Below are 19,239 nucleotides of genomic sequence, written 5' to 3'. Positions count from 1 at the left end.
CCCGGGCATCGCATGACAAGCGTCGTCACCCCCGCGGTCATCTGCCATGAAAGGCTCCCGCGAAACCGATTTCGCCTACCAGGCAGTCTACCGCTACCTGATCAGCCTGATCGGCGAAACCGCCGGCGATGAACACCTGCGCCTGCCTTCGTTGCGCCAATTGGCCGAGCGTCTCAACGTGTCGATCTCGACCATTCAGTACGCCTACTCACTGCTGGAGAAAGAAGGGCGGGTGTACTCGGTGGCCAAGTCCGGTTATTACGCGCTGCCGACACCGGCCATCGGCACGCTCTACAGCGGTAACGACTTGCTCGAAAGCGTGTATGTTAATGCTCGCCGGCCTGGCATGCTGGTGCTGAGCGGCGACGAGCCGGCATTGCTGCAGCCGATCGATAGCCCGTTGTTGCTGCTGGAAAGAGAGCTGCTGCGCCAGTACCCACGCCAGCCGCAACCCAATTCACAACCCTGTGGCGAACTGGAGCTGCGCATGGCCTTGGCCGCGCGCTATACCACGTCGCCGGTGCGCTGCTGGCACGCCGATGATGTTTATATCGGTGCCGATCTTCGCGGTGTGCTGGAAATTCTCATCGCCGTGCTGTGCCTCAAGGACGCCACGGTGGTGGTGGAGTCGCCTTGCGATTGGGGGATATTGCGCCTGTTTCAGACGGCGGGTGTGCGAGTGATTGAATGGCCGCTGATGGCCAATGGCAGCCTGCACCATGAACATCTGAAGGAGCTGCTGGAAACCGAGCCCGTGCATTTGGTGATGGTTTCATCCGCGCTGAACATGCCCCGAGGCAGCCGGGCGCCGGACGATAACCGGCAAACCGTCGCGCAGTTACTGGAACGCTATGACTGCTGGGTGCTGGAAAACGACTGTTACGGTGAGCTCGGATTCGAGCCGGATGGCCTGCGGTTTCGCGATCTGCTGGCCCCGAACCGGTTGCTGGTATTTTCCACGTTCGAAAAAGTCATCGGTCCGGAAGCCCCGTACGGTTATTTGCTCTCGCGCCATCTGAGCAGCGAATGGCAGCGGCAGTTTTTGCTGCGCGCCTTTCGCCTGTCTTCGATTCGCCAGAAAGCCATTGCCCGTTTGTACAACAACGGTCGCATTGATCAGCATTTGCAACTGCTGCGACGCCGGCTCAAGGACAGCAAGGCGCAGATGAGCCAATTGCTGTGCGAACGCCTGGGCGATGCGCTGCAGTTCGTCGAGCCTGAAGGTGGCGCAACGATCTGGGTGCGTTCGATGCGCCGGGTCGATGTGCGACAGGTGTTCCAGCGCCTGCTCAAGCATCAGGTGGTCATTGCACCGGGCGAGTTGTTCAGTCTCCAGGGGCTGCATACCCAACATCTGCGCTTGAGCCACAGCTTCGGCAGCGATCACGACCTCACCATCGCACTGGGCTTGTTGGGCGAGGCATTGCGCCTGGAATCGCTCGACTGAATCGGTCTGCCCGAGGTTTATAACAGTGCGCTTGAGTTGAGTCGGGATCGATAACGTCGCGCAGCGGTCAAACTGCCAGTAAACTGCGTTCCAATTCCTGAACCACTCTATTCCAGAGGTTTTGCATGACACTCAGTCATTTTGCGGGCAAACCGGCACCGGTAGAATTGTTGGTCGACATCCCGCGACTGGTAACGGCGTATTACACCGGCCAGCCTGATGCCACCATTTCGACCCAGCGCGTGGCTTTTGGCACCTCCGGGCACCGAGGTAGCTCCTTCGACCTGAGTTTCAACGAATGGCACGTCCTGGCGATCAGTCAGGCCATTTGCCTGTATCGCGAAGCCCAGGGTATCGATGGTCCTCTGTTCGTCGGCATCGACACCCACGCGCTGTCGACCCCGGCCGGCGCCAGTGCCCTGGAAGTGCTGGCTGCCAACGGCGTCACGGTGATGATTGCCGAAGGCGACGAATACACGCCGACCCCGGCCATTTCCCATGCGATTCTCTGCTACAACCGCGGGCGCACCTCGGGTCTGGCGGACGGCATCGTCATTACGCCATCCCACAACCCGCCACAAAGCGGTGGTTACAAATACAACCCTACCAACGGTGGCCCGGCCGATACCCACATCACCAAATGGATCGAAGCCAAGGCCAACGAACTGCTGGCCAACAAGCTCGCCGGCGTCAAGCGCATCAGCTACGAACAGGCCCTGAAAGCCAGCACCACCCATCGTCACGACTATGTGAACACCTACGTCGCCGACCTGATCAACGTCATCGACTTCGACGCCATCCGTGACGCCAAACTGCGTCTGGGTGTCGATCCGCTGGGCGGGGCAGGCGTGCGCTACTGGTCGGCAATTGCCGAGCACTACCGCCTGGATCTGGAGGTGGTGAACAAGCAGGTCGATTCGACGTTCCGCTTCATGACCGTCGATTGGGATGGCCAGATTCGCATGGACCCGTCCTCCACTCACGCCATGCAGGGCCTGATCGGTCTCAAGGAACGTTTCGATGTGGCGTTTGCCTGCGACCCTGACCACGACCGCCACGGCATCGTCACCCCGTCCGGCGGCCTGCTGGCGCCGAACAACTACCTGGCGGTGTCCATCGATTACCTGTTCCAGAACCGTCCGCACTGGCGTGCCGATGCGGCCGTGGGTAAAACCGTGGTCAGCAGCGGGCTGATCGATCGCGTGGCCAAGCGCCTGGGTCGTCGTTTGTATGAAGTGCCGGTCGGCTTCAAGTGGTTTGCCGACGGCCTGTTCGATGGCTCTCTGGGTTTTGGCGGTGAAGAAAGCGCTGGCGCGTCGTTCCTGCGCAAGGACGGTGGCGTCTGGTGCACCGACAAGGACGGCTTGATCCCGGCGCTGTTGGCAGCCGAAATGACCGCCCGCACCGGTCGTGACCCAAGCCAGGCCTATCGTGCCCTGACCGATGAATTGGGCGAACCGTTCTCGGTACGGGTCGACGCCAAGGCCAATCCGGAGCAGAAAGCGCTGCTGAGCAAGTTGTCACCGGATCAGGTCACCTCGACCGAACTGGCGGGCGAAGCGATCCAGCGCATCCTCAGCCACGCGCCGGGCAACGACCAGGCGATTGGTGGCCTGAAGGTCATGACCGAGAACGGCTGGTTCGCAGCGCGTCCGTCGGGTACCGAGGATATCTACAAGATCTATGCGGAAAGCTTTGTCAGCGATGTGCATCTGAAGCAGTTGGTGGCTGAGGCTCAGACGCTCGTGGATGGCGCGATTTCTGCGAAATGATTGATGGCCCATCGCGGGCAAGCCTTGCTCCCACAGTTGAACGCATTCCCTGTGGGAGCAAGGCTTGCCCGCGATGACGGTCTTATGAGCGACACAGATTTCGAATCAAAAAAAAAGGGGCGACCATTCACGGTCGCCCCTTTTTTTGCCCGGTTTTTACCGGATCACGCCAGATCCACCAACACGATTTCACTGTCCTCGATCGCCGTCACCCGCAACACCTGCTCATCGGCCACTGCAACACCGTCTCGAGCTTGTGCACGTAAGTCATTGATTTCTATGACTCCGGTGGCCGGGACCAGGTACGCACGACGGCCGCTGTCCAGGTGATATTCAGCGCTTTCGCCGGCCTTCAGGTTTGCCGCCACCAGCCGTGCATCGGCACGAATGCGCAGGCTTTGATCGTCGCCCGCCTTGCCGCTGGCCAGGGTCACGAACCCTTCGCGCTGGCCTTTAGGGAAGGGTTTGGCGCCCCAGGACGGTGCCAGGCCGGATTCATTGGGGATGATCCAGATCTGGAAGATCTTGGTCGGTGTCGCCTCCAGGTTGTATTCGCTGTGGGCGATGCCGGTGCCAGCGCTCATGACCTGGACATCACCCGCTTCGGTACGCCCCTTGTTGCCAAGGTTGTCCTGGTGGGTAATGGCGCCTTCACGCACATAGGTGATGATTTCCATGTCCCGGTGCGGGTGCTGCGGGAAACCGGTGCCGGGGGCGATCACGTCGTCGTTCCACACCCGCAGGTTGCCCCAGTTCATGCGCTTGGGGTCATGGTACTCGGCGAACGAAAAGTGGTGATGGGCATCCAACCAGCCGTGGTGCGCGCCACCGAGTGACTTGAAAGGTCTGAGTTCGAGCATGATCGTCTCCTGGAAAGGTTCGTCATGGGCAGGACGCATAAGCCATGAAGCGAGACCGGTAGTTGATGAAGGGCATCATCCTTCAGGTAAACATCGATAAAAAGCGTAAAAAATGCTTCATACCTATCGAGTAACTTGATGCGACGCACCCCATGGATAATCTCATCCAGCCTTCAATTCAGCGCATAAGCCAATGAGTCATAAGCATTTCACTAGAACTCAAAGGCAAATGCAGACACCATAGCCCTCAACAGCCTCACACCCTGGAGTCCGTCCGCGTGTCGCAACACACCCCCGATCTTCCCCCTGAACTTCGTCCGCTGGCCGAGATGCCGCTGCTCAAGCGGCTGGCCGCGCGTTTCTTTGGCCACGGTTTGACGCGCCTGCGCGCGCAACACCGCGCGTCCTGGTTGCATGGTCAGGCGGATGGTTTTCGCAGCGGGCACATTGCCGGGGTGGAGTATGGCTACAAGGAAGGCAAGCTCGAAGGTCTGGAAGAAGGTCGACAGGTGCTGCTGATCCGCGACTCGCGCTGCACCGAACATCGGCCACCGAACATCGATGATCACCTGTTCGACGACTGGCGACTGCCCCTGACGGCAGAGTTGAAAAAGCGCATGAAAGCCGATGTCGCCCGGCTGCTGCCGGCCCATGTCCAACCCAGCGTCGCCCAATGGAAGATGATCTTCAGCGATACACCCTCAACGTCGGTGATCGCCGGTGCCGGCGCCGGCAAGTCGACGACGCTGGTCCTGCGCATTGTGCTGTTGACGCATTACCTGGGATTCGAGCTGAGCTCGATGACCGTGGTGACCTTCACCCGCGAATCACGCAAGGACTTCATCAACAAGCTGATCGAGATATTCGCGCTCTGGGGTCGGGTGCTCGGCTTCAAGGATGCACGGGATCTGGTGCGCACCTTCCATTCGCGGATTCTACCCATGGTCCGCAGCCTGCCAGGCTTCGAACGCCTGCAGGCATTCGAAAACCTCAGCCTGCGCGCGCCAGGCGGCGATGAAGAGGTGGACAGCAACCCGTTCGACCTGCGCATCAACGACGCCCAGCGCCAGCAACTCAATGCCTGTTATCACGCCTTGCATACCCGCGATGAGCGCTTTCGCGAACTGATCAAGCCCTTGTCGCGCCATGCCTTGCAGCTCAAGGAGCTGGAGCGCGATCACCCGGACGTGCAGAAGCGGGTGGCCGTGACCGAACTGGCGGCCAGGCGCGATGAAGAACTGTGCGACACCATCGAAGATCTGTGGTTTCGCGCGGGGGCCTGGCCGATCAAAGGCATTGAACCGAAGCGCCAGACCTTCGATATCAACGGCGCCACCTTCCATTGCCATGGTTACATTCCATCCCTGGACGCCTGGGTGGTATTGGGTTTCGATCCCCGGGAAAACCCGCAGGTCAGCCGTCCGAATGCCAAGCTGACGGTGCGCGCAGAGTGGGCCGTGAAGCGCACCCTGTTTCAAGCTTTCTGCCGTAAGCCATTGATATGGTTGGATAGTTACGAATCTTCGCGGCGTGTTCTGGCGTCATTGGCCGGTGATGCCAGTGCGGGGCCGGGCTTCGATTACAAGGTCAAGGGCGAACTGGCGTCCGCACCGTTGCTGGACTGTTTTGTCGCGGCGGCCGGGTTTATCGAAAACCTCGGTCTGGACGTGCCGAACGCCGTGAGCCAGATGAGTTTCGCCAAGGACGACCCGGACCGGTTTTTCTTCGAGGCCCTGAGTCTGTACTGGCGTGCGCTGGAAGATCATTTGCTCGACCAGAAACCGCCGATCATGACCTACAATCGGATGTTTGCCCTGTTCAGCGAGCACTCCCCGGAAAACCTCAAACTGCTCAGCGATGAGCTGCTACGACCGCTGTCGCACTTGATGATCGACGAATTCCAGGACGTATCGCCGCAGATCGTCTCCTGGATCCGCGCGAGCCTGGCCGAGATACGCAGCCGTGGCCCGGCCATGCACGTAGGGCGCGGTGCCCAGCGTTCATCGTTGCTCTGCGTCGGGGATGATTGGCAATCGATCTATGGCTGGCGCGGCAGTTCGCCGAGTTACTTCATGGAGTTCAACAAAGAGTTTTCTTCGCCGAGCACCACCAAGGTCATGCTCAGCGACAACTACCGCAGTCACCAGCACATCATCGATGCTGCCGAACACATCGTGCGCGCCGCCCCGGCAATTGCCGGCAAGAAGGCCAAGGCCTGTGGCGAGCCGAGGGAGCTGCTGCCGGTCAACGTATTGGACCGCGACGACCAAGGCATGGCCAAACGCCTGATTGAGCACTACCGCAAGGGTGATTCAATCTTGATGCTTTATCGAAAAAGTAGCGATAAGTCATTGATTGAAGAGCATATTCAGTCAGTAGTTAATGTTGATTCGAGCTTGCCGCACGAAGCCCGGCGCCTGAGGCAACTGACCTATCACAGCGCCAAGGGCTTGCAGGCCGATGCGGTTTTTCTGCTCGGTGATTGTCAGCACCTGACCAGTTCGCCCTACAAGAACCAGGTGTATCGCATGGCGGGTCTGGGCAAGGCCAGTGACAGTGAGCCATACGATAATGCGCAGAAAGACGAAATCCTGCGCCTGGCCTACGTGGGCATCACTCGGGCGGTGAGTCACTGCTACTGGTATGTCGACGGGCAGGATACCCAGGCCGCCAATACCCCTAAGGCATCGGACCGGATTGGCAAGGGCAAGGCGTTCTTTGCCGATCATCGTCAAGGCAAGGCATCGGCGTAAATCACCTGTAGGAGCGAGCTTGCTGTGGGAGCAAAGCTTGCTCGCGATAGCGGAGTATCAGGCGCCATCATTGTTGACTGAATTGCCGCCATCGCGAGCAAGCTTTGCTCCTACAGCGTTTTATGTCAGGCGTAAAAAAGCCCACGGGATGTGGGCTTTTTGTTGGATATCCGGCTATCAGGCATAACTCCTGAGGGCCATCGGGGGAACGAACGCTTCCAGCTCATCCTCGACGGCTTCGATTATTCGCTCGACGTCGGCGGCATTCATGACCGTCGCACAGGGAATACCGGCAATAGCGATCATGGTCTCGCCACTGGCCCGATCAAACAAACGGGCAATCATGCTGCCCGGGGCATCCATGCTCGCCTCGAATCCCATGGGATGAAAATGCCAGCGCATCAGCTGGCAGGCATTTGGAAAAGTGACCTTGCTGAACCCTCTATTCATGTGTTGCCCGCCTTCTTCATCGAGCGCTTCCTTTAGCTCATGTTAGGAGGGAAGAACCTTCATTGGTTCAACCAGTGACAGACTTTAAAAGTAGCACCCACGTGTGAAAAAAATGTTTTTTTTTCAGGCCGATTAGCGATTGCTGTCTTTTTTTTGATTCAGGTCACTGTTCGAGCGCGGCTCCTGACCCGGTAGCCATTGAAGGCGAGGGGAAACTTCGGCAAGCTCGGTTTTTTTCGTCGAGACCTTTATGCACGCCGAGGATGATGGCCCGTTGCAAACCCTGGCCACAGGCGAAACGGTCATGCGTTATCACCTGCGCTGGAAGCACCGGGATCTGGACGGCGTCATGGCGCTGTATCACCCCGAGATCCAGTACAACGACTTTTTCCAGAACCGTGTGATGGGCCTGGACGAATTACGCGAATACGTACGCAGCAGCATGCCTCGGGACCCGGATGAAGCGCTGGAACATTCGGACCGCATTCGCCTGGATGGCAACACCGCGTTCATTCAGTACCGGATAACCCTGCGCGGTGGCGAAGGCCTGGTGTCGTTTCGCGCCAGCGAGGCCATCACCGTGCGGGACGGGTTGATCTGGCGGGTCAACGAGTACGCTTCGCTGGTGCATGAGCCATCGACTCGCAAAACCACCGGCACCCAGCGTCCGGCAGTCAGTCGCCTCGGTTTGTCACCGCGCCAGCTGAGTTTCATGGCCGATGATCTACAGCAGTATTTTCAGCGCCAGCAACCCTACCTCGACCCCGAACTCGACCTGCAGCGGGTGGCGAAGGAGTGCGGGTACAGCCGCAACCAGATTTCCTATCTGCTCAACCAGGTGCTCGGCCAGAGCTTCTATCGCTACGTCAACCAGGCACGCCTGCAACACCTGCTCGCCGCGCTGGAGAATGCCACGCCACCGGTGCGCATCGACGAACTGGCCTTCGCCGCCGGCTTCAATTCACTGTCGGCGTTCTACAGCTGTTTCCGCCAGCACACCGGTCAGTCGCCCAAGGTCTACGCCAAACAAATTTCTTTGCGTGCACGCGCGCAAGACAGCCTCTAAAGCCACGCACTAGGATCAACGCCATCGAAGTTTGAGTGGCGGAGTCTTGCATGCCGGCGTGGCGCACTATCAGTTTGTGGATGGACCAACTCGACGAGCCGCTTCAGGCGCGTGCGGCGCTGGAACAGGATCTGGATATCGACGTGGCGATCATCGGTGCCGGTTACACCGGGCTGTGGACCGCGTACTACCTCAAGCGTCAGGCACCCGAGCTGAACATTGCCATCATCGAGGCGCAAACCGCCGGTTTTGGCGCCTCGGGGCGCAATGGTGGTTGGTTGATGGGCAATCTGTTGGGTGAAGACCGGCTACTGGCCGAGCTTTCACCGGAGCAGCGCCGGGCTTCCTACGATCTGTTGCACAACATTCCTGATGAAGTGCGAATCGTGCTCGAACGTGAAGGCATCGACTGCGATCTTCGCAAGGGCGGCGCATTGTATTGCGCGGCCCGCTACCCCGAACAGGAAACCAGCCTTCGCCAGTATCTGGACAAGCTCTACCGTCAGGGCCTCAACGAGAGTGATTACCGCTGGCTGAACCCGGAACAACTGGCGCAACAGATCCGGATCGCCAAACCCTATGGCGGTATCCATGCGCCCCACGTCGCGACCCTGCACCCGGCGAAACTGGCCCGTGGTCTGGCACGCACGGTCGAGCGCATGGGCGTCAACATCTACGAAAACAGCCCGGTCACCCAGTGGCAATCCGGCAGCCTGCGCACGGCACAAGCCTCGGTGCGCAGCCGCTGGGTGGTGCCGGCGGTGGAAGGCTATGCCGTCACGCTGCCACCGTTGGGGCGTTATCAGTTGCCGGTGCAAAGCTTGATCGTCGCCACTGAGCCACTGTCCGCCGCCACCTGGGATGAAATCGGCCTCAGCCATGGCCAGGCGTTTGGTGAAAGCAGCCGCCAGGTTACTTATGGCCAGCGCACGGCCGACAACCGGCTGATCTTCGGCGCACGGGGCGGATACCAGTTTGCCGGCCGGCTGCGCCATGACTTCGACCTGACCAGCAGCGAAATCGAGCTGCGCCGTTATCTGTTCGGCGAACTGTTCCCCCAACTCAAGAACGTGCGGATCACCCACGGCTGGGGCGGCAACCTGGGCATGTCCCGGCGTTTCAAACCGCACATGCTGTGCGACCGGGCCAGCGGCATCGCCTTGGCCGGCGGCTACGGCGGGGAGGGCGTCGGTGCCAGCAACCTGGGCGGGCGAACCCTGGCTGACCTGATCCTGGAACGGGATACCGAGCTGGTTCACCAGCCGTGGGTCATCCCGCAGGGCGGCCTCGGCGCACTCAAGGCCTGGGAACCCGAACCCTGCCGTTGGCTCGGTTACAACGCGATCATCCGCAGCTTCGTCCATGAAGACCAGACCCTGGCCAATCCGGCAACGGCCCCTTGGCGACGCCAACTCGCCAGCGGAGTCGCGGGGTTCATGGAAGGTTTCATGCAGTAAGCGGCGCGCACTCTATCCATAGGCTGTCATCGACAGGTACTCCCATGAGCATTACGCAATTCAAGAACACCGCAACCCTGAAACTGGAAGAGTCGAACCCGGTCGCCGTGCCATTGGGCACGCCCGTGGCGGTCGCTTCGACCACCAGTGTGGAGCGCAATGACGGCGTCGAAACTGGCGTCTGGGAATGCACCCCCGGGCGCTGGCGGCGGCAGATCGTCGCCCAGGAATTATGTCACTTCATCCAGGGCCGCTGCACCTTCACCCCGGACGACGGTGAAACCCTGCACATAGAAGCCGGCGACGCACTGATGTTGCCTGCCAACACCCTCGGGATCTGGGACATCCAGGAGACCGTGCGCAAGACCTACGTTTTGATCTTTTAATACCGATCCCTTGATTGCCTGCCAACAAAAATAACCCATACAGGAATCGACTCATGCTCCGAAAGACACTGACCCTGGCCCCCTTGATGCTCGCCGCTTCAATCAGTCAGGCGGCGGAAACCGTCAAGATCTACAACTGGTCGGACTACATCGCGCCGGACACCACGAAGAACTTCCAGAAAGAAACCGGCATCGCCTTCACCTACGACGTCTATGACAGCAACGAAACCCTCGATGGCAAGTTGATGACCGGGAAATCCGGTTACGACGTGGTGTTCCCGTCCAACCACTTCATGGCGCGGCAGATTGAAGGCAAGGCGCTGAAGAAGCTCGACAAGAGTCAATTGCCCAACTGGAAGAATCTCAATCCGGTGCTGCTCAAGGCCTTGCAGACCAACGATCCGGGCAACGAGCACGGCTTCCCTTACCTGTGGGGCAGCACCGGCATCGGCTACAACATCGCCAAGGTCAAAGCCGTGCTGGGCGATAACGCCCCCGTGGATTCCTGGGACCTGATCTTCAAACCGGAAAACATGCAAAAGCTGCAGAAATGCGGTGTGGCCATTCTCGACAATGGTCCGGAACTGCTGCCCGCCGCACTGAACTACCTGGGACTGCCGCACCACAGCAAAAACCCGGAAGACTACAAGAAGGCCGAAGCGCTGCTGATGAAAGTCCGGCCTTATGTCAGCTACTTCCATTCGTCCAAATACACCAGCGACCTGGCCAACGGCGATATCTGCGTGGCGGTCGGGTTCTCCGGCGACATCCTGCAAGCGGAGAACCGCGCCAAAGAAGCCAACAACGGTATCGACATCGGCTACTCGATTCCCAAGGAAGGCGCGGCGATCTGGTTCGACATGGTCGCCATGCCCGCCGATGCCCCCGATGAGAAGGCCGGCTACGCCTTCATGGATTACCTGCTGCGCCCGGACGTGATGGCCGGCGTCAGTAACTATGTGCACTACGCCAATGGCAACGAACAGGCGGACAGCTTGATCGACCCGGCCATCAAGAGCGACACCAAGGTCTACCCGAGCCCGGAAATGATGGGCAAATTGTTCGCGCTCGAAGCGATGCCGCTGAACATCGACCGGGTTCGTACCCGGGTGTGGAACAAGATTCGCACCGGCAGCTGACAGGCTGCACCAGGCCATCGGGACAGGATGTCCCGTTGCGTCTCTAACCGACCGGCTCGGCCGTGCATGTCATTCGCCCCGAACCTGGCAACTGTAGCCAGGCATCGTTGCCGTCTTGCCAGAAACTGTAATTACCCCGAAAGTCCTTGCCGTTGTATTGGGTGGCAGAAACATTCGGCACCTGGACAAGGGTGACTGAAGTGTTCGCCCATTTCAGGTACAGGACACGGGGCTCGACATGGAAATACGTGGCGGCAATCAACGCGTTGAGCCCTGCGCAACGAAAGGCGACGGGGCCATCGGTGAGTCTGTGCGGATCCTTGGTTCGCACAATCGCCGAACCCTGGCGAAGCTGGTGTGCACGCTCGGCGTAACTGCGGATTGTGCAGGTCTTGGGCTCTGCCTCGGTGGCACATTGATTGCGGGCGATGACCCAGAAGCGCTGGTCGATCTCGACCTTGTCGGGGGGCGGGATCGAATGATCGTCCGTGAGCGCCAGGCGATAAAGGCGCGTCATTTCAATGTCCATCTGCTTGAGTTGCGGGTCGCGGCAGATCAGCTTCTCGATGGTTGCGCTGGCCCTGGCGCAGTCGAAGCTGGTGGCCAGGACCGTTACAGTCCCGGCATTGGCACAGGTGCTCGTCGCCGCACACGCGGTGGCGGCGAGGAGAGCGGTCAAAAGGGGCGTGACCTTTTTCATGTCAGCTTCACCCGGATCATTTCGTGAGGCCCGTCGTTAGTTCACCGGGCTGTATCGCAGTTTAAGGCAGTGTGCGAAACCTGCCACACCGCAGAGGGTTCCGGGGGGGTGATAACACCGGTTGCGCAGCCTATCTGGAGCTGAAATTGTTAACGCCTGATGGTAATTCGGCGCCTGTAATGGCCTCTTCGCGAGCAGGCTCGCTCCCACAAGATATGTGCACAACCTTGTGGGAGCGAGCCTGCTCGCGAAGAACGATAACTCGGTATTAAGGGTGGTTACTTCATCACTTAAACATGAATAGTCGGACGATTCGTATGCCGAATAACTTATCTTTATTTAATAATTAAATTGTCGATTGTCCGACAATAACGCGCTCTCAATATTTTTTAATTCAAGACTTTCTCAGTGTGCCTAATGTTTCCGGGGTCTTCCCAAAACACACTAGATTTGACGCCAAAAAAGTAGTGGACGTTTGATTTCGAATTGTGTCAGTTTTCATTCGCCTTCAATGGGCGAGTGATAGGACGATCTCGCCAGGGATTGTCGCTATCAAACAAAAACTGTTCCATAGCTAAACAAGGAAGTGTGTTTATGTCGAAAGTAAAAGACCAGGCTATTGATTCCGCCGAACAGGCGTTTTTGCCGCTGTCCGCCTTGGCGGCAAGCAGTTCTGCATTCAATCAGATCAATGGCTTCAGCCATCAGTATGATCGGGGCGGCAACCTCACGGTCAATGGCAAACCCTCGTTCTCCGTCGACCAGGCAGCCAATCAATTGCTGCGCGACGGCGCCGCTTACCAGGACAAGGACGGTAGCGGCAAAATCGAACTGACCTATACCTTCCTGACGTCGGCCTCATCGAGCACGATGAACAAGCACGGCATTACCGGGTTCAGTCAGTTCAATGCGCAGCAGAAAGCCCAGGCCGTGCTTGCCATGCAATCCTGGGCCGATGTAGCCAATGTCACCTTCGCCGAGAAGGCCAGCGGCGGCGACGGCCACATGACCTTCGGCAACTACAGCGGCGGCCAGGATGGCGCGGCGGCGTTTGCCTACCTGCCTGGCACCGGGGCCGGTTACGACGGGACGTCCTGGTACCTGATCAACAGCAGCTACACGCCCAACAAGACCCCGGACCTGAACAACTATGGCCGGCAAACCCTGACCCACGAAATCGGCCATACCCTTGGCCTGGCCCACCCCGGCGACTACAACGCCGGCGAAGGCGCGCCGACCTACAATGATGCGTCCTACGGGCAAGACACCCGCGGCTACAGCGTCATGAGCTACTGGAGTGAAAGCAACACCAGCCAGAACTTCAGCAAGGGTGGCGTCGAAGCCTATTCGTCCGGCCCGCTGATGGACGATATCGCGGCTATTCAGCAGCTCTACGGTGCCAACACCACGACCCGCACCGGCGACACCACCTACGGTTTCAACTCCAACACTGGCCGCGACTTCCTGAGCGCGTCTTCGTCAGCGGACAAAGTGGTGTTTTCGGTCTGGGATGCAGGCGGCAAGGACACCCTGGATTTTTCCGGGTTTACCCAGAACCAGAAGATCAACCTCAATGAGGCGTCGTTCTCCGACGTTGGCGGCCTGGTGGGTAACGTCTCCATCGCCAAGGGTGTCGCTGTCGAGAATGCCATTGGCGGTTCGGGCAATGACTTGCTGATCGGTAATAACCTGTCCAACGAGCTCAAAGGCGGTGCCGGCAACGACATCCTTTTCGGCGCTGGCGGTGCCGACAAACTGTGGGGCGGCGCGGGTTCGGACACGTTCGTGTTTGCGGCCAGCAGCGATTCCAAACCCGGTGCGGTCGACCAGATCCTCGACTTTGCCAGCGGTCTGGACAAGATCGACCTGACCGGCATCACCAACGGTGCGGGACTGCATTTTGTCAGCGCCTTCACCGGGGCGGTGGGTGACGCGGTGCTCAGCACGTCGGGCGGCAACAGCCTGTTGTCGATCGACTTCTCCGGGCATGGCGTGGCTGATTTCCTGGTCAGCACGGTGGGCCAGGCGGCGTACTCGGACATCGTCGCTTGATGTGAGGTGAACAAGGAGAGCGGCGCTCGATGCGCCGCTCTTTCTCCCTCGTGGCCCGGAGTACAAAACCCATGACGCACAGAGTCTGTTCCCCCAAGGCAAGCGCATGGCTACTGGCAGCGCTAATGATTTTTTCTGGAGAGGCAACCATGGCAAGCATTCTTAAACTGGCGGATCCGTCGGAGTTGGCCGGCACGTGGCTGGCCACGTTGAATGCCGCGCAAGACCCGGACACATTGCCCGTCGGTGCGTCGAATGAATGCTCGATCGACCTTCGGCCAGACCAGACGTTCGGCGCTGGCGCGCCGTGCATCGCCGCCTGGCTTGGCGAGCAGGTAACCGGCTGGTTCCCCGAACCGGACGGCATTGCAATAACCGGCAAGGAAGGCTCAAAAATCCTGTTCTTCAGCCGCCAGCACGAGGGGCTTTATCAAGGCATGTTGCAGTCGGGCCAGCGCATTACTTTCAAGCGGGCAGGGCATTAACCGCTTAACGGGTTAATCGCTAACTCCCGACACCTTATCGATCACTAAACAGTGTGGGTTAAATATAACCAGACACTGAATCGGCTGCGTGCGGACAAACTATTGGAACTTCGCCCAGGCGTGGCGATGAATATCAATTCAGGAATAACCCATGAAGATGGCGAAGGCCCCAGCCACCGCACCATTAATCAAGGCGTTGGGAGACTATAAGAGCCTCTTGATCAGCGTTGGTTGTTTTACTGCCCTGATCAATATCCTGATGTTGGCGCCCTCTATCTACATGCTGCAAGTCTATGACCGGGTACTGTCTTCGCAAAATGAAACGACGCTGGTCATGTTGTCGCTGATGATCGTCGGGTTCTTTGCCTTTATCGGTTTGTTGGAGGCGGTTCGCAGTTTCATCGTTATTCGTATCGGCAGTGAGTTGGAGCGGCGGTTTAATCTGCGTGTGTATCGGGCGGCGTTCGAGCGCAACCTGTTCAAGGGCGAAGGTCACGCCGGACAGGCGTTGGGGGATCTGACGCATATTCGTCAGTTCGTCACCGGCCCGGCGTTGTTCGCGTTCTTCGATGCACCGTGGTTTCCGGTGTACCTGTTGGTGATTTATCTGTTCAACGTCTGGCTCGGCGTCTTTGCCACGGCAGGGGCGCTGCTGCTGATTGCGCTGGCCTGGCTCAATGAGTCCATGACCAAAAAGCCGTTGGGCGAAGCGGCCGTGTGTTCCCAGCAATCCAGCCAACTGGCCACCAGCCACTTGCACAACGCCGAAACCATTCAAGCCATGGGCATGCTGGGGGCGTTGCGCAACCGCTGGTTTGAGGTGCACTCACGCTTCCTCGGCTTGCAGAATCAGGCCAGCGATACCGGCGCGGTCATCAGTTCCTTGAGCAAAACCCTGCGTCTATGTTTGCAATCGCTGGTGCTGGGCCTTGGCGCGTTGCTGGTGATCAAGGGCGACATGAGCGCCGGCATGATGATTGCCGGTTCGATCCTGATGGGGCGCGTGCTGAGCCCTATCGATCAGCTGATCGCCGTGTGGAAGCAATGGAGCGGTGCCAAGCTGGCTTACCACCGCCTCGACGCCTTGTTGCAAGCTTACCCGTCCAGCGACGAGGCCATGGCGCTGCCGGCGCCGAAGGGCCAGATCACCTTTGAACAGGTCAGCGCGGGACCACCAGGACAACGGGAGGCGACTCTGCACCTGGTGAGTTTCAGCCTGGCCGCGGGTGAGGTGATGGGCGTGCTCGGTACGTCGGGTTCGGGCAAATCGACACTGGCGCGGGTGCTGGTGGGTGTCTGGCCGACGCTCGGTGGGACGGTGCGGCTCGACGGCGCGGACATCCATCGCTGGAATCGGGACGACCTCGGGCCTTACATCGGCTACCTGCCACAGGACATCGAATTGTTCAGCGGCAGCATCGCGCAAAACATCGCGCGTTTCCGGGAAACCGATCCGCAAAAAGTCGTGGCCGCCGCGCAGCAGGCCGGGGTTCATGAACTGATCCTGCGCTTGCCACAAGGCTACGACACCGTGCTTGGCGATAACGGCGCAGGCCTTTCCGGCGGGCAGAAACAACGAGTGGCCCTGGCGCGGGCACTGTACGGCCAGCCGAGCCTGGTGGTGCTGGATGAGCCCAATTCCAACCTCGACACCGTGGGCGAAGCGGCGCTGGCCGGCGCCATCGCGCAGATGAAGGCCCAGGGCACCAGCGTGATTCTGGTTACCCATCGTTCCTCCGCGTTGGCCCAGGCTGACAGGTTGCTGGTGCTCAACGACGGACGCTTGCAGGCGTTCGGTGCGAGCCAGGAGGTGCTCAAGGCGCTCTCGGGGGCTCAGCAGTCCCAACAGCCAAGACCCGCGCCAGCGTCGGGCGGGCTCAGTATGAGCTGGCAGTCTCAGCCGACGACAAGGAGTTCCGGCGTATGAGCAACACCCACTCGACCCCTCAACGCGAAACGACGATGGAGCAGGGTTACCTGGCCGAACGGCCTGAACGCGACGCCCGTTACTTCGTCCGCCTCGGCTGGCTACTGGCGATCGTCGGCGCCGGCAGTTTCTTTACCTGGGCGAGCTTCGCACCTCTCGATCAGGGCATTGCGGTGCAAGGCACGGTGGTGGTGTCGGGCAAGCGCAAGGCCGTGCAGTCGATGAGCAACGGCGTGGTCAGCCAGATTCTGGTGCGCGAAGGGCAATGGGTGACTCAGGGGCAGCCGCTGTTCCGGCTCGACCAGACCCAGGTCGGCGCAGACGTGCAATCGCTGCAAGCGCAGTACCGCATGGCCTGGGCCAGCCTTGCCCGATGGCAAAGCGAGCGGGACAACCTCAAGCAGGTGAATTTCCCCGCCGAGCTGAGCAACGATCCCGACCCGCGCCTGGCGTTGGTGCTGGACGGTCAGCGCCAGTTGTTCAGCAGCCGCCGCGATGCCTTTGCCCGCGAGCAGGCCGCCTTGCGCGCCAGCATCGAAGGTGCCGGCGCGCAACTCACCGGCATGCGCCGTGCCCGCACCGACTTGAGCGCCCAGGCCGATTCCCTGCACCAGCAGCTAAGCAATCTGACGCCGCTGGCGGAAAACGGCTACATCCCGCGCAACCGATTGATGGAGTACCAGCGGCAGTTGTCGCAGGTGCAGCAACAGTTGGCGGAAAACCTTGGTGAAAGCGGCCGGGTGGAGCAGGGGATTATCGAATCGCGCCTCAAGCTGCAACAGCACATCGAGGAGTACCAGAAAGAAGTGCGCACGCAATTGGCCGATGCCCAGCTCAAGAGCGTGACACTGGAAGAACAACTGAATTCTGCCGGGTTCGAACTGCAGCACAGCGAGATCGTCGCCACGGCTGACGGCGTTGCGGTGAACCTGGGTGTGCACACGGTAGGCGCCGTGGTGCGTCAGGGGGAGAGTCTGCTGGAGATCGTGCCTCAGGACACGGGGCTGGAGGTGGAAGGGCGCCTCCCGGTCAACCTCGTCGACAAGGTCGGTCCGCATCTGCCGGTGGACATCCTGTTCACCGCCTTCAACCAGAGCCGCACTCCACGTGTACCGGGCGAAGTCAGCCTGGTCTCCGCCGATCAGATGGTCGATGAGAAAACAGGCGCACCCTATTACGTGCTGCGCAGCAGTGTCAGCGACCAGGCCATGGAAAAACTCAATGGCCTGGTGATCAAGCCCGGCATGCCGGCGCAAATGTTCGTGCGCACCGGTGAGCGTTCGCTCCTCAACTATTTGTTCAAACCGCTGCTCGACCGGGCAGGCTCCGCGTTGACCGAGGAATAAGGATGTTCGGCTGTATGAATAAGCTTTCCTTGCTCGGGGCCGCATTGATGCTGCTCGCGGGTAACCCGGCCGTGGCGGCCATGGGGCCGTTCGAGATTTATGAACAGGCAATACGCAATGATCCGGTCTACCTCGGGGCCATCAAGGAGCGCGATGCAGGCCTTGAGAACCGAGTCATTGGCCGTGCCGGATTGCTGCCGAAACTGGGTTACAACTACAACAAGGGCCGCAACAGCTCCAAGGCCACTTACCTCAACGAGCGCGGGAATAACCAGAGCGATGACCGCCATTACAACAGTTACGGCTCCAGCCTGACCCTGCAACAGCCGTTGCTCGACTACGAGGCTTATGCGGCTTATCGCAAGGGGGTCGCGCAATCGCTGTTTGCCGACGAAAACTTTCGCGGCAAGAGCCAGGAATTGCTGGTGCGGGTGCTGGACAGCTACACCAAGGCGTTGTTCGCCCAGGACCAGATCGACATCGCCCAGGCCAGGAAAAAAGCCTTCGAACAGCAATTCCGGCAGAACGAGCAAATGTTCCGCCAGGGCGAGGGTACGCGCACAGACATTCTCGAAGCCGAATCTCGCTACGAACTGGCCACCGCCGAGGAAATCGAAGCGCGCAACGAACAGGATGCCTCCCTGCGTGAACTCGGTGCGCTGATTGGCGTGCCGTCGATCGACATTGCCGATTTGGCCCCGCTGGATCAACACTTCCAGACCTTCACCCTGCAACCGGCCAATTACGACACCTGGCATGAGATGGCCGTGGCCAATAACCCCAACCTCGCGTCCCAGCGCCAGGCGCTGGAAGTGGCACGCTACGAGGTCGAGCGCAATCGGGCCGGGCACCTGCCGAAAGTCAGCGCCTACGCCACGGTACGCCAAAACGAATCGGAAAGCGGCAACACCTACAACCAGCGCTACGACACCAACACCATCGGCATCGAAATCAACGTACCGCTGTACGCCGGCGGGGGTGTTTCGGCATCGACCCGCCAGGCCAGCCGTGCAATGGAGCAAGCCGAGTACGAACTGGACGGCAAGACCCGACAAACCCTGATCGAGTTGCGTCGGCAATTCAGCGCCTGCTTGTCGGGCGTGAGCAAATTGCGCGCCTACCACAAAGCCCTGGTCTCCGCCGAAGCGCTGGTGGTCTCGACCCGGCAAAGCATCCTTGGCGGCGAGCGGGTCAACCTCGATGAGCTGAACGCCGAACAACAACTGTTCACCACCCGCCGCGACCTGGCTCAGGCCCGTTATGACTATCTGATGGCCTGGACCAAATTGCATTACTACGCCGGGACCCTGAGTGAGCAGGACCTGGCCAGGGTTGATGAAGCGTTCGGACAAGGGCCGGGAACCCGATAGCGTTCGTATCCGCGTAACAGACTTGAGCA

The 19,239-nt window shown here is 59.7% G+C and carries 15 protein-coding genes; 12 read left to right on the top strand and 3 right to left on the bottom strand.

Annotated elements, in window-relative coordinates; all coding sequences use genetic code 11:
• The first annotated feature begins 46 nt into the window (after nt 1-46).
• On the top strand, nt 47-1,447 hold the full coding sequence (locus BJ917_RS02295) for a PLP-dependent aminotransferase family protein (protein WP_121101559.1): 1,401 nt from the start codon (nt 47-49) through the stop codon (nt 1,445-1,447).
• A 125-nt stretch (nt 1,448-1,572) separates the two neighbouring features.
• Entirely contained in the window at nt 1,573-3,219 is a 1,647-nt protein-coding gene (pgm, locus tag BJ917_RS02290) for a phosphoglucomutase (alpha-D-glucose-1,6-bisphosphate-dependent) (RefSeq protein WP_121101556.1), read from the top strand.
• A 164-nt stretch (nt 3,220-3,383) separates the two neighbouring features.
• Here pgm and BJ917_RS02285 read toward each other — a convergent pair whose 3' ends face one another.
• Nucleotides 3,384-4,079: a pirin family protein gene (locus tag BJ917_RS02285; RefSeq protein WP_121101553.1), complete on the bottom strand. Its 696-nt coding sequence runs from the start codon at nt 4,077-4,079 to the stop codon at nt 3,384-3,386.
• Nucleotides 4,080-4,357: 278 nt separating this feature from the next.
• Between BJ917_RS02285 and BJ917_RS02280 the strand changes: the two genes are divergently transcribed.
• Complete coding sequence (locus tag BJ917_RS02280) at nt 4,358-6,832, top strand: UvrD-helicase domain-containing protein (RefSeq protein WP_121101550.1); 2,475 nt, start codon at nt 4,358-4,360, stop codon at nt 6,830-6,832.
• A gap of 177 nt (nt 6,833-7,009) precedes the next feature.
• Here BJ917_RS02280 and BJ917_RS02275 read toward each other — a convergent pair whose 3' ends face one another.
• Nucleotides 7,010-7,282: a DUF1652 domain-containing protein gene (locus BJ917_RS02275; protein WP_096511341.1), complete on the bottom strand. Its 273-nt coding sequence runs from the start codon at nt 7,280-7,282 to the stop codon at nt 7,010-7,012.
• 250 nt (nt 7,283-7,532) lie between these two features.
• Here BJ917_RS02275 and BJ917_RS02270 point away from each other — a divergent pair, with 250 nt between their 5' ends.
• From BJ917_RS02270 to BJ917_RS02255, 4 genes are read left to right on the top strand one after another with little or no spacing between them, the layout of a single operon-like run.
• Nucleotides 7,533-8,348 carry an AraC family transcriptional regulator gene (locus BJ917_RS02270; RefSeq protein WP_121101547.1) on the top strand — a complete coding sequence of 272 codons (816 nt, stop codon included), beginning with the start codon at nt 7,533-7,535 and terminating at the stop codon, nt 8,346-8,348.
• 50 nt (nt 8,349-8,398) lie between these two features.
• A complete protein-coding gene (locus BJ917_RS02265; protein ID WP_121101543.1) occupies nt 8,399-9,805 on the top strand; it encodes an FAD-binding oxidoreductase in 1,407 nt (468 codons plus the stop codon).
• 44 nt (nt 9,806-9,849) lie between these two features.
• Nucleotides 9,850-10,191: a cupin domain-containing protein gene (locus tag BJ917_RS02260; RefSeq protein WP_121101540.1), complete on the top strand. Its 342-nt coding sequence runs from the start codon at nt 9,850-9,852 to the stop codon at nt 10,189-10,191.
• Between the two features lie 53 nt (nt 10,192-10,244).
• Nucleotides 10,245-11,330 carry a polyamine ABC transporter substrate-binding protein gene (locus tag BJ917_RS02255; protein WP_121101537.1) on the top strand — a complete coding sequence of 362 codons (1,086 nt, stop codon included), beginning with the start codon at nt 10,245-10,247 and terminating at the stop codon, nt 11,328-11,330.
• Nucleotides 11,331-11,373: 43 nt separating this feature from the next.
• Here the strand turns inward: BJ917_RS02255 and BJ917_RS02250 are convergent, their stop codons facing one another.
• Nucleotides 11,374-12,030 (bottom strand): MliC family protein, encoded by a 657-nt coding sequence (locus BJ917_RS02250; protein ID WP_121101534.1) that lies wholly within the window; start codon nt 12,028-12,030, stop codon nt 11,374-11,376.
• A 594-nt stretch (nt 12,031-12,624) separates the two neighbouring features.
• Here BJ917_RS02250 and BJ917_RS02245 point away from each other — a divergent pair.
• The 5 genes from BJ917_RS02245 to BJ917_RS02225 all read left to right on the top strand — a co-directional run bounded on the left by BJ917_RS02245 (nt 12,625) and on the right by BJ917_RS02225 (nt 19,210).
• Nucleotides 12,625-14,082: a serralysin family metalloprotease gene (locus BJ917_RS02245; protein ID WP_121101531.1), complete on the top strand. Its 1,458-nt coding sequence runs from the start codon at nt 12,625-12,627 to the stop codon at nt 14,080-14,082.
• Between the two features lie 71 nt (nt 14,083-14,153).
• Complete coding sequence (locus tag BJ917_RS02240; protein WP_121103081.1) at nt 14,154-14,567, top strand: AprI/Inh family metalloprotease inhibitor; 414 nt, start codon at nt 14,154-14,156, stop codon at nt 14,565-14,567.
• 151 nt (nt 14,568-14,718) lie between these two features.
• On the top strand, nt 14,719-16,494 hold the full coding sequence (locus BJ917_RS02235) for a type I secretion system permease/ATPase (RefSeq protein ID WP_096511354.1): 1,776 nt from the start codon (nt 14,719-14,721) through the stop codon (nt 16,492-16,494).
• Nucleotides 16,491-17,840 carry an HlyD family type I secretion periplasmic adaptor subunit gene (locus tag BJ917_RS02230; RefSeq protein ID WP_372237661.1) on the top strand — a complete coding sequence of 450 codons (1,350 nt, stop codon included), beginning with the start codon at nt 16,491-16,493 and terminating at the stop codon, nt 17,838-17,840. Before BJ917_RS02235 ends, BJ917_RS02230 begins: the two co-directional genes overlap by 4 nt.
• A gap of 2 nt (nt 17,841-17,842) precedes the next feature.
• The gene (locus BJ917_RS02225) at nt 17,843-19,210 is read left to right on the top strand and encodes a TolC family outer membrane protein (protein WP_121101528.1); all 1,368 of its coding nucleotides are present in this window, start codon (nt 17,843-17,845) and stop codon (nt 19,208-19,210) included.
• Nucleotides 19,211-19,239: the final 29 nt, after the last annotated feature.

The sequence above is a fragment of the Pseudomonas sp. WPR_5_2 genome (assembly GCF_003634475.1).
Classification (GTDB): domain Bacteria; phylum Pseudomonadota; class Gammaproteobacteria; order Pseudomonadales; family Pseudomonadaceae; genus Aquipseudomonas; species Aquipseudomonas izuensis.
This window is presented reverse-complemented; position numbering and strand designations above follow the sequence as displayed.

What these genes read in the sequence shown, in the direction of transcription:
- BJ917_RS02275 (WP_096511341.1), bottom strand. Translation starts at nt 7,282, where the DNA reads ATGAATAGAGGGTTCAGCAAGGTCACTTTTCCAAATGCCTGCCAGCTG.
- BJ917_RS02260 (WP_121101540.1), top strand. Translation starts at nt 9,850, where the DNA reads ATGAGCATTACGCAATTCAAGAACACCGCAACCCTGAAACTGGAAGAG.
- BJ917_RS02265 (WP_121101543.1), top strand. Translation starts at nt 8,399, where the DNA reads ATGCCGGCGTGGCGCACTATCAGTTTGTGGATGGACCAACTCGACGAG.
- pgm (WP_121101556.1), top strand. Translation starts at nt 1,573, where the DNA reads ATGACACTCAGTCATTTTGCGGGCAAACCGGCACCGGTAGAATTGTTG.
- BJ917_RS02245 (WP_121101531.1), top strand. Translation starts at nt 12,625, where the DNA reads ATGTCGAAAGTAAAAGACCAGGCTATTGATTCCGCCGAACAGGCGTTT.
- BJ917_RS02225 (WP_121101528.1), top strand. Translation starts at nt 17,843, where the DNA reads ATGTTCGGCTGTATGAATAAGCTTTCCTTGCTCGGGGCCGCATTGATG.
- BJ917_RS02255 (WP_121101537.1), top strand. Translation starts at nt 10,245, where the DNA reads ATGCTCCGAAAGACACTGACCCTGGCCCCCTTGATGCTCGCCGCTTCA.
- BJ917_RS02240 (WP_121103081.1), top strand. Translation starts at nt 14,154, where the DNA reads ATGACGCACAGAGTCTGTTCCCCCAAGGCAAGCGCATGGCTACTGGCA.
- BJ917_RS02250 (WP_121101534.1), bottom strand. Translation starts at nt 12,030, where the DNA reads ATGAAAAAGGTCACGCCCCTTTTGACCGCTCTCCTCGCCGCCACCGCG.
- BJ917_RS02270 (WP_121101547.1), top strand. Translation starts at nt 7,533, where the DNA reads ATGCACGCCGAGGATGATGGCCCGTTGCAAACCCTGGCCACAGGCGAA.
- BJ917_RS02235 (WP_096511354.1), top strand. Translation starts at nt 14,719, where the DNA reads ATGAAGATGGCGAAGGCCCCAGCCACCGCACCATTAATCAAGGCGTTG.
- BJ917_RS02230 (WP_372237661.1), top strand. Translation starts at nt 16,491, where the DNA reads ATGAGCAACACCCACTCGACCCCTCAACGCGAAACGACGATGGAGCAG.
- BJ917_RS02285 (WP_121101553.1), bottom strand. Translation starts at nt 4,079, where the DNA reads ATGCTCGAACTCAGACCTTTCAAGTCACTCGGTGGCGCGCACCACGGC.
- BJ917_RS02295 (WP_121101559.1), top strand. Translation starts at nt 47, where the DNA reads ATGAAAGGCTCCCGCGAAACCGATTTCGCCTACCAGGCAGTCTACCGC.